General features: G+C 66.1%; 11 protein-coding genes. 6 read left to right on the top strand and 5 right to left on the bottom strand.

What is annotated here, in order from left to right:
• Nucleotide 1: 1 nt before the first annotated feature.
• Nucleotides 2-1,015, bottom strand: coding sequence for a LacI family DNA-binding transcriptional regulator (locus tag QO259_RS13665; RefSeq protein WP_285950371.1), 1,014 nt, complete (start codon nt 1,013-1,015; stop codon nt 2-4).
• A gap of 112 nt (nt 1,016-1,127) precedes the next feature.
• Between QO259_RS13665 and QO259_RS13670 the strand changes: the two genes are divergently transcribed.
• The 3 genes from QO259_RS13670 (at nt 1,128) to QO259_RS13680 (ending at nt 4,145) form a co-directional block, all read left to right on the top strand.
• Entirely contained in the window at nt 1,128-2,093 is a 966-nt protein-coding gene (locus tag QO259_RS13670; RefSeq protein WP_285950372.1) for a Bug family tripartite tricarboxylate transporter substrate binding protein, read from the top strand.
• Between the two features lie 38 nt (nt 2,094-2,131).
• Nucleotides 2,132-2,584, top strand: a complete 453-nt coding sequence (locus QO259_RS13675) for a tripartite tricarboxylate transporter TctB family protein (RefSeq protein WP_285950373.1) — start codon at nt 2,132-2,134, stop codon at nt 2,582-2,584.
• 76 nt (nt 2,585-2,660) lie between these two features.
• Nucleotides 2,661-4,145, top strand: coding sequence for a tripartite tricarboxylate transporter permease (locus QO259_RS13680; RefSeq protein ID WP_285950374.1), 1,485 nt, complete (start codon nt 2,661-2,663; stop codon nt 4,143-4,145).
• Between the two features lie 102 nt (nt 4,146-4,247).
• Here QO259_RS13680 and tmpT read toward each other — a convergent pair whose 3' ends face one another.
• Both tmpT and QO259_RS13690 read right to left on the bottom strand, forming a co-directional pair.
• A complete protein-coding gene (gene tmpT / locus QO259_RS13685) occupies nt 4,248-4,901 on the bottom strand; it encodes a thiopurine S-methyltransferase (protein WP_285950375.1) in 654 nt (217 codons plus the stop codon).
• Nucleotides 4,902-4,964: 63 nt separating this feature from the next.
• Entirely contained in the window at nt 4,965-5,882 is a 918-nt protein-coding gene (locus QO259_RS13690) for a DMT family transporter (protein WP_285950376.1), read from the bottom strand.
• A 231-nt stretch (nt 5,883-6,113) separates the two neighbouring features.
• Between QO259_RS13690 and QO259_RS13695 the strand changes: the two genes are divergently transcribed.
• The 3 genes from QO259_RS13695 (at nt 6,114) to QO259_RS13705 (ending at nt 8,848) form a co-directional block, all read left to right on the top strand.
• Entirely contained in the window at nt 6,114-6,572 is a 459-nt protein-coding gene (locus tag QO259_RS13695; RefSeq protein WP_285950377.1) for a DUF2231 domain-containing protein, read from the top strand.
• Nucleotides 6,572-8,026, top strand: a complete 1,455-nt coding sequence (locus QO259_RS13700; protein WP_285950378.1) for a PQQ-dependent sugar dehydrogenase — start codon at nt 6,572-6,574, stop codon at nt 8,024-8,026. Before QO259_RS13695 ends, QO259_RS13700 begins: the two co-directional genes overlap by 1 nt.
• Before the next feature lie 366 nt (nt 8,027-8,392).
• Nucleotides 8,393-8,848 (top strand): hypothetical protein, encoded by a 456-nt coding sequence (locus tag QO259_RS13705; protein WP_285950379.1) that lies wholly within the window; start codon nt 8,393-8,395, stop codon nt 8,846-8,848.
• 49 nt (nt 8,849-8,897) lie between these two features.
• On the opposite strand, the gene QO259_RS13710 is transcribed toward QO259_RS13705, so the two are convergent.
• A complete protein-coding gene (locus tag QO259_RS13710; protein ID WP_285950380.1) occupies nt 8,898-10,601 on the bottom strand; it encodes a mechanosensitive ion channel family protein in 1,704 nt (567 codons plus the stop codon).
• 194 nt (nt 10,602-10,795) lie between these two features.
• A complete protein-coding gene (gene lldD / locus QO259_RS13715) occupies nt 10,796-11,992 on the bottom strand; it encodes an FMN-dependent L-lactate dehydrogenase LldD (protein ID WP_285950381.1) in 1,197 nt (398 codons plus the stop codon).
• Nucleotides 11,993-12,089 lie beyond the last annotated feature (97 nt).

Here is a 12,089-nt window from a genome sequence, read left to right on the forward strand (position 1 = left end):
CTCAAGTGGTCTCACCGACCCTGAGCGAGAGTGCGAGTTTTTCGCGCTGGCGATAGAGGATGGGCTCCTCCGCGCAGCGGTAGCGGATGATCTCTCCGGTCATGGCGCCCATGGCGTGCCGCGAGGTGTGGATCGTGGTCAGCCGCGGGCGTACGAAACGGCCCATGTCGAGCCCGTTGAAACCCGCCAGCGCGATCTCGCCGGGCACGCCGATACCCTGCTCCTGGCACCAGTAGAGCGCGCCCAGGGCGAGATCGTCATTGGCTAGGAAGACCGCATCGACATCGGGATGGCGCTCGCGCAGTGCCGCCATTCCCAGCGCACCGGTTTCCAGCGACGACGGCTCCTCACGAATCACCACGCGCGTCAGCGCTTGCCCGGCAGCGGCCAGTGCCGCCTCGAAGCCCTGGCGACGCTTGCGTGAGCGCATCGGGCGCTCGCCCCAGGCGCCGATGTAACCGATATTGGTGTAACCACGGGCGAGGAAGTGGCGCGCCATAATGGCACCGGCCTCCGCCTGGGAGATGCCTACGGCGACATCGATCGGCTCGCCGTCGGTATCCATCACTTCGATGATCGGCCCACGAAAATCGGCGAGCAGTTCCCGCGTTCGCGCCGAATGCTCGACCCCACTGAGCACTACCGCCGCAGGGTTCCAGGAGAGCATGTCGCTGAGGACCTGCGCCTCCTCGTTCGCGTCGTACTGGGTCATGCCCAGCACCACTCTGAGATCGCTCCCGCGCAGTCCCGCATGAATCCCGTCGACCAGTTCGGAAAAGACTTGGTGGCTGATCGACGGCACCAGCACCGCCACCAGCTCACTGACCGCACCACGTAGCGACCCGGCCGCGCGGTTGCGTCGGTAGCCCAGCGCCCTGGCAGCGTCGAGCACCTTACGCCGCAGCGGCTCGGCCATGCTGGGCTCACCGCGCAGCGCCCGCGAGGCTGAAATCACGCTGACGCCGCTGGCTGCCGCTACGTCCTTGAGCGTCGGACGGCGCTTTTTGCTCTGCATAAGCCACTGTCTCCACGGGTGATAACCCAAAGTCTAACTGAGGCGCCATTGACGATGTTAACGGATTGAGACAACGTTACCATCAAGTGAAACAATTACAACGGTGACTGCCATGCCCCGCTTCTCCCGCCTCACCCACTGCCTTGCTACCGTCTCCCTAGCCCTCGGTATTACCGCGCCGGCGCTGGCGGCGGACTTTCCCAGCAAGCCGGTCAATATCGTCGTGCCGTTCAATGCCGGCGGCAGCCATGATCTGCTGATGCGGGCCTTCGCACCGGCCTTTGCCAAGGCGCTGGACGGCAACGTCATCGTCTCCAACATGGCCGGCGGCTCGGGCACGGTCGCTGCCTCGACCCTCGCCCACGACACACCCGACGGTTACAAGCTCGGCTACTGGTCAGTCACGGTTTCGACCATTCAGCCGCAGATCAAGGATCTACCCTACGGCGAGGATAGTTGGACACCGATCTGCTCGGTCGCCGCGTCGCCGACGCTGCTGTTCGTCAACGCCAAGAGCCCCTTCCACACCATCGACGAGGCAGTGGCCGCGATCAAGGCGCAGCCGGGGCGCTATATCTACGGCTCCTCCGGCCCCGGCACCATCACCCAATTGGCCTCGGTCGCCGCGTTCTCCGGGCTGGGCGTGCTCAAAGACGTCCGCCATCTGCCCTTCCAGGGCTCCGGCCCGGCGCTGCAGGGCATGGCCGCCGGCACCATCCAGTTCTACGGCGATACCGAGCTGCTGATGCAGGGCGGCGACTTCCGACCGCTGCTGGCGTTCAGCGACACCCGGCTGGCGGATCTCCCCGACGTGCCCACCGCCCGGGAAGCCGGGATCGAGCCGCCGCTCGATCAGCTCTATCTGTGGGGCGGGCTATTCGCACCCGCCGGCCTGGCGGCAGACAAGCGCGACGCGCTCAGCAAGGCCTGCGGGGCAGCGGTGGCATCACCGGAGTTCCAGGCCTTCGCCGAGCGCACCCGCACGGTCCTGCACTATCGCGATGCCGCAGCGTTCGATGCTTTCTACCGTGCCCAGTACAGCGCCAACGCCAAGCTGATCGACGCCGCCGGGCTCTGACAGTGACACCCTGATCATTCCACGCGGAGGGGGCGCGCATGCTCAAGTCATTCAGCGAAAATCGGCTGATATCGGTGGTGCTCATGGTCTCGAGCGGCGGCCTGCTGGTATCCAGCCTCGCCAGCCCCAGCGCCCCCATCGATCTGGCATTCAATCCTCAGTTCTTCCCGCGCATCGTGCTGGGTGTGCTGTTCGCGCTCGCCCTGCTCGACCTCGGCATGAGCTTCGCCAAGCGCCAAGAGCGAACGGCCCTGGCCTGGCGCAGGACGCTACCGGTGGTGCTCGCGCTGCCGCTCTACGTGCTGCTGATCCCGGTGCTGGGCTACTTCATCAGCTCGACCCTCATGGGCATGCTGATACTCGCGGTGATGCGGGCCGGTCTCGTCGCGACGCTCGTCATGCCAACCGTTGCCGCCGGCGCGCTGGTGCTGCTGTTCAATCACCTGCTGAGCATGCCGCTGCCCACCTCGCCCTTCACCTGGTGGTTCTGAGCGATATCTCGCTGACACGCTCGCCGCGCGACGGCTCTCGCGGTTTCCTCTCCCTTTACGACACGGAAGACCTGTCATGCTCGAGCTGCTGCCCCAGGCCATCGGTCTGATCATGACCCCGGAGGGGTTGATCGCGCTGATCTTCGGTACTCTTCTGGGCATCGTGCTCGGTGCCCTGCCGGGCATCGGCTCGACTGTCGCGGTGGCCATGATCCTGCCGTTCACCCTGACCATGGGCCAGGCACCGGCCATTCTGCTGCTGCTGGCGATCTATGCCGGCTCGGTCTATGGCGGCTCGGTCTCGGCGATCCTGATCAACACCCCGGGCACGCCGCAGTCGGCCGCCACCTGTCTCGATGGCTATCCCATGGCGCAGCGCGGCGAGGCCGGCAAGGCGCTGGGCTGGGCCACCCAGGCGTCAGTCGTCGGCGGGCTGGTCTCGGCCGTGGTGCTGATTCTGGCCGCACCGCAGCTGGCCGCATTCGCCCTCAATTTCGGACCGATAGAGACCTTCGCCCTGATCCTGCTGGGGCTGACCTGTATCGTCTCGGTGTCCGAGGGCTCGATGCGCAAGGGGCTGATCGCCGGAGCGCTGGGGCTGTTCCTGGCAACCGTGGGTGGCGACCCGATCACCGGCGAGACCCGCTTCACCTTCGGGCAATTCCCCCTCATCGCCGGCTTCGATCTGCTGGCCGTGGTGATCGGCGTGTTCGCCGTCTCCGAAGTCCTGATCCGGCTCTCCGGCGGTGACGACGGCAGTGCCTCCGGCGTCCAGTTCAACGGCCTCGTCCTGCCGCGGCTGCGGGAGTGGAAAGGCCGACTCAGCGGCCTGAGCAAGTCGGTGCTGATCGGTAACGTCATCGGTATCCTGCCCGGCACGGGTGCGGCGACCTCAGCGTTCATCTCCTACGCCGAAGCCAAGCGCTCGTCACCGCGCCGCGCGCGCTTCGGCCAGGGCGAGCCGGATGGCGTCATCGCCTCGGAAGCCGCCAACAACGCTGTCACCGGAGGCGCGCTCGTACCCACCATGGCACTCGGCATTCCAGGTGACGCCGTGACCGCGGTGATGCTGGCAACGCTCACGCTGCACGGGGTCACCCCCGGCATACGGCTGATGGCGGACAATCCGCTGCTGATCGCGGCGATCTTCACCGGTTTCTTCATCATCAACCTGCTGCTGCTACCGCTGGGTGTGCTGTTCGGCAAGATAGCCTCGCCGCTGCTGCGCATTCCCGAGGCGTGGATGCTGGTGCTGATCCTGATGCTCAGCTCTCTAGGGGTCTACTTCGTCCGCGGCAACCCGTTCGATCTGATCGTGATGGCGGCGGCCGGTATCGGCGGTTTCGTGCTGCGGCGCCAGGGTTACCCGATGGCACCGCTGGTGATCGGCATGGTGCTGGGGCCAACCCTTGAGATGAGCCTGCGTCAGGGGCTGATCATCACCAACGGCAGCTTCGCTGCCCTGTTCGTCGGCCACCCCATCGCCATCGGACTGCTCTGTCTGACGCTGCTGGCACTGTCGCTACCGCTGATCCGAGCGATCCGCCAGCAACGGGGATAGTCCACGTCGCCTCGGGCCTCGCCGCCGCATCTCGCCCAGATAGCAGATAGCAGATAGCAGGTAGCAGGTAGCAGGTAGCAGGTAGCAGGTAGCAGGTAGCAGCTAGCGCGGCAGCAACCGCCAGGCGACTTCGACGAAGCGCGACACGCCCGCATCGCGGAAGCTGAGCGCGGCATCGAGCACGTCCTTGCGCGACAGCTCCTCGATCTCGTGGGTGTCTGCATAGTGGCGGGCAACCTCTGCCGGCAGTACCGGAAACGGCGGGCCCTCCTTCTCCGCCGGGTCATACTCGAAGGTGATCAGCAGCTGCGGTGCGGCAGCGCTCAGCGCGAGCAGCTGGCTGGCGTAGGCGTCACGCATCGGCGGCGGCAGCGCCACCAGGGCGGCGCGATCGTAGACCAGATCGACCGCGCCCAGCGTCGCCGGGGTCAGCGCAAAGATATCGCCCTGATAGACGCTCAGCGCGCCGTGCTGCCAGCACTGGCCGCCCTCCCACTCACTCACCGTCGGCTCGACCCCGAGCTCGGCGAACAGCTGCGCCACCGCCAGCTCGCTCAGCTCGGCGCCGACCACCGCATACCCCTCGCTCAGCAGCCAGCCGATATCCAGGGTCTTGCCACACAGCGGCAGGAACACCCGCGCCCCCGGGCTAAGCGCATAGTGCACCAGATGCCGCTTGAGGATGGGGTGGACGAAGCTCAGATGAAAGCCGAGTTGTGACTGCTCCCAGCGCTGCTGCCAGAATCGATGTTCCATGTCGCGCTCCGCCTGGTTGGATAGGATCGAATCTATCAGCGGTCTCTTGAAGGATCGACACGCTTATCCCGCCGAGTCTTCCAGCGGTGGCAGCCGCCGCCGGCGCAGATTGAGTGTCACCAGCGAGACGCCGACGATCACCACCAGCGCGCCGATCACCTGATTGAGGGTAATCGGCGCGCCGAGCATCAGATAGCCGAGCCCCATGGTCACCACCGGCAGCAGGTTGAGCGAGGTCGCGGTGTGGCTGGGGCCGACCAGCAGCAGCGCCCGGTTGTAGCAGATCAACGCGATCAGCGAAGGGCCGAGCCCCAGATAGAGAATGGCGACGAGGGCACGACCGTCGAGCTGCCAGGCCTCGGCGAAGAAGGCGTTTTCCACCACCACCAACGGCGTGAGAAACAGCACCGCGATGCCGGTCATCGGCACCAGCGAGGCGTAGAACGGCACCCGGCTCAGCCAGTGGCGCGCCGCCACCGAATAGACCACCCAGGCCAGCACCGCCGCCGCTACCAGCGCATCGCCGGTCTGCAACCGCGCCAGCGTGCGCACTATAGCCCCGTCCGAAACCACCCACGCCGCACCGGCGGCGGAGAGCAGAATCCCCAGCCAGCGTATGCGCCCCAGACGCTCGCGGAAGAACAGCGCCATCAGCATGGCGGTGGCCGCCGGAGTCAGGCTCTCCAGCACCGCCACCGTGGTCGCATCGCTGACCCGCAGCGCCGAGTAGAGCAGCGCGGAGAACAGCGCCATGCCGTTGATCGACATGATCGCCAGCGCCTTGATCTCGCGCCCCAGCACCTGGCGCTGACGCCAGGCGGCGGAACCGAAGATCAGCGTCACCGCCAGGAACACCACCAGCATGCGCGACCACGCCAGGGTCAGCGGCGGCAGGCTGGCGGTGGCGAACTTGCCGACCACCAGATTGCCGGAAAAGAGCAGCACGACGACCGCGAGATAGAACACGGCGATAAAAGGCACATGGCACCTGTCGATGACGATGAGAGTGAGGCGGCCAGCCGCCGACGCCGGAGCACGATAGCAACGCCGGCGCGCCGATGACATGCACCTTCGGTACAACATGTACGGCGCTCGCCGGGGGCACGAGTACCACGCCACGACAAGTCGGGTATGTCGGCTACACTTCAATCGACAGCGCTCGCCTCAATATGGCATTCAGCGCCTCGCTGGCCACCGCAAAAGGACCTTGCCATGACCGCCACTGCCGAATCGACCCGCGTCCGCGTGGTCCGTCGCGGAATCAATCCGCTGCACGGGCTGCTGCTGGCGGGCACCTTCCCGCTCTATCTGACCGCCGCGTTGAGCGACTACGCCTATGCCACCAGCTATCACATTCAGTGGTCGACCTTTGCCTCCTGGGCGATCGCCGGCGGCCTGGTGTTCAACGGCCTCGCCTGGCTGTTCGCGCTGGGCGGCATCGTGATGGCCAGCGGACAGCGCGGTCGCGCCGCGCTGGAGTGCCTGCTGCTGCTGGTCACCTTCGTGCTCGGCTTCATCAATGCCCTGGTCCACGCCCGCGATGCCTGGGCGATGATGCCCACCGGCTTCGTGCTCTCGATCGTGATTGCCCTGCTCGCCCTGGTGGCGGCACTGATCGGACTTTCGCGCAACCGCGCTATCGCACAAGAGATGACGGGAGGTCGCGCCTGATGACCACTCGCCCGCGTCACACCGCCCCGCTCGCGTGTCTGTCACGCCTGACCCTGCTGCCACTGCTGCTGGTCGCCACTGGCGCCCTGGCCGCCGAGGCCCAGTATGGCGCCGACCCTAAGTTGCCCGAGCCGCAGCGCGGCCTGCTGCCCAACATGGGCGTGCCCGAGCAGACACCCTGGAACGAGCGCAAGCCCGAGGTCCCCGAGGGCTACACCATTACCGCCATCGCCACCGATCTGCAGGTGCCGCGCCAGACCCTGGTGCTGCCCAACGGCGATATCCTGGTCGCCGAGGGCAAGGGCGGCGGCAATGCGCCCAAGGTCCGGCCGAAGGATTTCATTGCCGGGCTGATCCAGTCCAAGGGTACCACCGCGGTGAAAGGCGGTGATCGCCTCACCCTGCTGCGCGATGCCGATGGCGATGGCACCTACGAGCAGCAGACGGTGTTCGCCGACGGCCTGAACGCCCCCTACGGCCTGGCACTGGTGGGCAGCGATCTCTATGTCGCCAATCAGGATGCACTGGTGCGCTTCGACTATCAGCCGGGTCAGACCGCCGCCCGCGGCGCCCCCGAGACGCTGACCCCGCTGCCGGCACAGATCAACCACCACTGGACCAAGGCGCTGACCGCGAGCCCCGATGGCCAGCATCTCTACGTGGGGATCGGCTCCAACAGCAATATCACCGAGCGCGGCATGGCCGCCGAGGTCGACCGCGCCGAGATCTGGCAGATCGATACCGAGACCGGCGCCCATCGCACCTACGCAAGCGGCCTGCGCAACCCCACCGCGCTGACCTTCCAGCCCGGCACCGATACGCTGTGGACGGTGGTCAACGAGCGTGACGAGCTGGGCCCCAATCTGGTGCCGGACTATCTCACCAGCGTGCAGGAAGGCGGCTTCTACGGCTGGCCCTACAGCTACTGGGGCCAGCACGTCGACCCGCGGGTGCGCCCGCAGGACCCGGCCAAGGTCGAGTCCGCCATCGCCCCCGACTACAGCCTCGGCTCCCACCGCGCGCCGCTCGGCGTCGCTTTCTCAAACCCCGCAGTCGGCGGCGAGTTCAGCGACGGGGTCTTCGTCAGCGAACACGGCAGTTGGAACCGCGCCGATCCGGTCGGCTACAAGGTGGTTTTCATTCCGTTCGAGAATGGCAAGCCCGCCGGTGACCCGGTCGACTTCGTCTCCGGCTTTCTGGCCAGCGACGACACCACCCGCGGCCGCCCGGTGGGGGTCAGCGTGGCGCCCGACGGCGCGGTGATCATCGCCGACGACCTCACCAACGCGGTCTGGCGGGTGACTCGCGATGCTCCGATCGATGCGGGCGGCGATACTGCCACCCGGGAGGGTATGGGTAACGATGAAGGCGCCGGCGCCACCGGCGATGCATCACCGCCACCGGCATCCGAGGCCGCACCCATCGACGGTGACAGCGACACCCGCAATACCTGACAGCGACAGACCGTACCAAACGCGTGCCCCGGTGGAGAGATCCACCGGGGCACTTGCGTATCACGCCCACCGACAAGCCTGCCCTTCATACCCCAGCGCCGATTCTGCCCCCGGCAGCCCACTCGACCACCGATACAGAACTCACTAATTCCCATCCGGTGCGCCCTATCGCTACGATACGATTACAAATTCCTAATTAAAGTTTACTTTTAGTAACGCCGATAATCCCCTCGGCAGCCAGCGAGAGCTGGAACAGAGACACCGTCGGGGTAGCTACGCAGGGACGAAAGATCCTGCGGTATCGACCAGAAAGACGGCTCGCGCCACACCGTCGCACACATGGCCGATCACCCAGAGATCCTCGAGATGAAAACTTTCAAGACCGTCAAGCGCTTCACTACCGCCAAGCGCTTCAAGACCGTTACCGGCCTCGCGAGCCTTGCGCTCGTCGCCTCACTGCTCAGCGGCTGCGCGGGCACCCGTGGCCCGGGCCTGGGGACCACGCTGGACGCCACCACCACTGCCTACGCGCTGGATCACGGCTATGACGAGGCCAACCCGCTGCTGTCGCCGATCGGTGACCCGTATCTCACCGCCCTGGCCTCCATCGGCCTCAAGCAGGGAGTGAAGTACGCGCTGCACGAATATGGCGGCGTCAATGAAGCCTGCGCCCACTACGGCGTCGAGACCGCCGGCATGACCGCGGGAGGCTGGAACCTGGCCATCGTCGCGGGTGCCGCCAGCGGCCCCGGCCTGATCATCGGCGCCCTGTTCGGCGTCGGCTACTGGCTGTGGGTGGATGGCGAGCAAGCCTGCCGCTAATGCTCACCCAGGCACACGGCCAAGCAACGGCACGGCGAGTCCGGGCGTCTCATGGCGCCGGCTCGCCAGCCTCGCCCGAGGTGTGCCCTCGGGCGATGTCACGATGGCTGAGCACCACCACGTCCCGGGGCCACCACTCGGGATGCTCGTCGCGAATGAACGCCAGCAGCTTCTCGCGGATGCTGACCTCGGCGGTCCATCCGGATAGCGGATCGACCGTCATCAGATAGCAGGTCACGGTCTGTGCCGGGCCGGTCTGATCGGTCACGCAGCACAGCAGCTTGTGATGCTCGATCACGTTCTCCTCGGCCTTGGCGAAGGCGAGGAATTTCTCGCGCAGAATCGCGATGTCGGCGCTCAGGTGCAGCGTCAGCACGAGGCTGCGGTACTCCTTGGCACTCTTGGAGGAGAGGTTCTCGAACGCCTTCGAGGCGAAGTAGGTGACCGGCACGATCAGGCGTCGCTCGTTCCATAGCCGCAGCCGGATATGCGTGTAGAAGATCCCTTCGACATAGGCCCACTGCCCTTCGAACATCACCAGATCGCCGACCCGGATCGGCTTGGCCAGCGAGAGCTGAAACGATGACAGGATGTTGCCGAGCACCGCCTGCCCCGCCACGCCCACCAGCACCGCCAGTACGCTGGCCGAGGCCAGAAGCGAAAGCCCCAGGGTTTCGAACAGCTGAACCTGCCCCAGAACATAGATCGATACCACCGTCACCAGAATGAGGATGATGATGCGCCGTACGGCGTAGAGCGTGGTCAGCAGCTTGCGTTCGTCCCTGGGTTTGGAATCATCGATCTGTCCCGCGAGACGCCGCGTCATCTTCAGCATCATGGTATCGACCAGGCGCAGCCCGACAGCCCCGATCCCCCAGGCCAGGATGGCGATCAGCACCACGCGCAGGGTGGTCGTCGCCACCGCCGAGAAGGAGACGACGTAATCGAGCAGCGCCTGGGTCAGCAAGGACATCACGATCAGCGCTACCGGGCCGCGAATCTGCTTGGCGAAGATGCTCGGCGCCCCGGAGGGCAACCAGCGCGTTAGCGCCTCGATCAGGCGATAGACACCCAGGCCGACCAGCGCGACCGCCAGCAGCACCAGCGGAATCGCGATCCACTCCCAGATCCGCAGCGGCCCGAACGAGGTCTTGAAGCGCTCGGGAATGTGGCGCTCGAACGCCGTCGGGCCATATTCGCGATAGAGCGCGGGAATCGCCGCCACGCTCTCCGGCGTTATCAGCCACACCGGATCCGCGTTGCCGACGCGATAACGTCCCAGCCGGATGTCATAGGTGTCGCCATCGGCCTCGAGCGAGGCCAGTTCGATATCGCGACGCGATTCGCCAACGTGGGGGCTCTTGCCCGAGGGGTCCTCGATGGCGGCATCCTGACGTCCGGGAAGCCGGGAAATGCGGATCGACTTGCCGCGCTGGAAGATGGCGGCGAGCTCACGCGCCAGCACCGCGCCCTGCTCGCGCTGTTCCGCCGGAGAGAGATCGGCGAGGTTGAGGATATGCGCCGCCGCCGCGAAATCATCCTGTTCGGTCAAATCGCGGAAGGTACGCAGCGCCTCCCGCGGGGTTCTCAGCTTGACGGCGTCCGGCACCGGCCCCAGGCCGCTATTCAGCGCATCGGTCGCGTACCACTCCTGGGCACCGCCGGCGTCCGGCGTTTGTGCCAGGCACAGGCTGGAGACCAGCCATATCGATAGCGCCAGCCACCAGCGCGGCCATGAGCCCATCCGTATCATCCCTGAGTCTCGCTTGCGTGAATCGTGCGCCGAATCATCCGGCCTTCCCTGGGGCGCGTCCATCACGTGGGTCAATCCCGCCAGCGGGCAGTGCTATCCGTATCTGGCGTGCCTACCTCGTGCATAACTTCCATGCATAACTGCCGTGCATAACTGCCGTGACAGCCGTGACGACCCGAGACGACGTCAAGGAATCAGAATTTGGCGGCTTCCGGCGACGCCACCGCCGGGCGGTGTTCGCTCTCCAGCGACTTCACCATCGACTCCAAGTGACTTGCATTGATATCCGCGGGCGATTGGGCACCGATCAGCGTCATGGTCACGCGCAGGTCGGCCGCGATTAGCTCCAGCAGATGCGAGACGCCGCGCTCGCCGGCCGCCGCCAGCGCATACGCATAGGCCCGGCCGAGCAGTACGCCCTTCGCCCCCAGCGCCAGCATCCTGACCACGTCCAGCCCGGAGCGCACGCCGGAATCCGCCAGTACCGTCAGCTCGTCACCCACGGCCTCGGCGATATGCGGCAACGCCCGCGCGGTGGGGATAGCGCCATCGAGCTGCCGGCCGCCATGGTTGGAGACGATGATGCCATCGGCGCCCATGCGCACGGCATCGCGGGCGTCCTCCTTGTCCAGCAACCCCTTGATGATCAGGTTGCCCTTCCAGCTCTCGCGGATCCACTCCAGCTCGCTCCAACTGATGGAGGGGTCGAAGTTCTTGGCCAGGAATCCCATGTAGTCGTCCATGCTCATCTGACGACCGGTGTACGCCTCGATGTTGCCGAACGATAGCGGCTTGCCCTTGAGCGCAACGTCGAACGCCCACCAGGGGTGGGTCAGCGCCTGGGTGGCCTGGCGCAACTTGGCATGCGGGCCGGACATGCCGGAGTGGCGGTCGCGGTAACGCGAACCCGGCAGCGGCATGTCGACGGTGAAGACCAGGGTCTTCATGCCCGCCGCCCAGGCGCGCTCCAGCGCGTTCTGCATGAAGCCGCGATCCTTGAGCACATAGAGCTGCGACCACAGCTCACCGCTGGCCCCCGCCGCCACCTCCTCGATGGAGCAGACCGACACCGTCGACAGCGTATAGGGGATGCCGGCCTTCTCGGCGGCCCTGGCAGCCTGCACTTCGCCGCGGCGCGCGTACATGCCGGTCGCCCCGACCGGCGCCAGCGCCACCGGCAGCTTCCAGCGGCTGCCGAGCACCTCGGTCTCGAGCAACGGATCACCGCCCCCTTGCAGCACCCGCTGGCGCAGCGGAATGGCCTGCAGCGCCTCGACGTTGCCGCGCATCGTGCTTTCGGTCACCGCGCCGCCATCGAGGTAATCGAACAAAAAGCGAGGAATACGCCGCTTGGCGGCTCGGCGGTAATCGGTAGGGCCTGAGATGATCATGGAGTCGCCTTAATGCTCGCTTCGCAAGCGGTGAAAGGAAAAACACAAGCAGCGCCTAGCGTATCAACTCCCCTCGCCGAAAAGCGTTCCAGGGAAT

This window comes from Salinicola sp. JS01 (genome assembly GCF_030284585.1).
Classification (GTDB): Bacteria; Pseudomonadota; Gammaproteobacteria; order Pseudomonadales; family Halomonadaceae; genus Salinicola.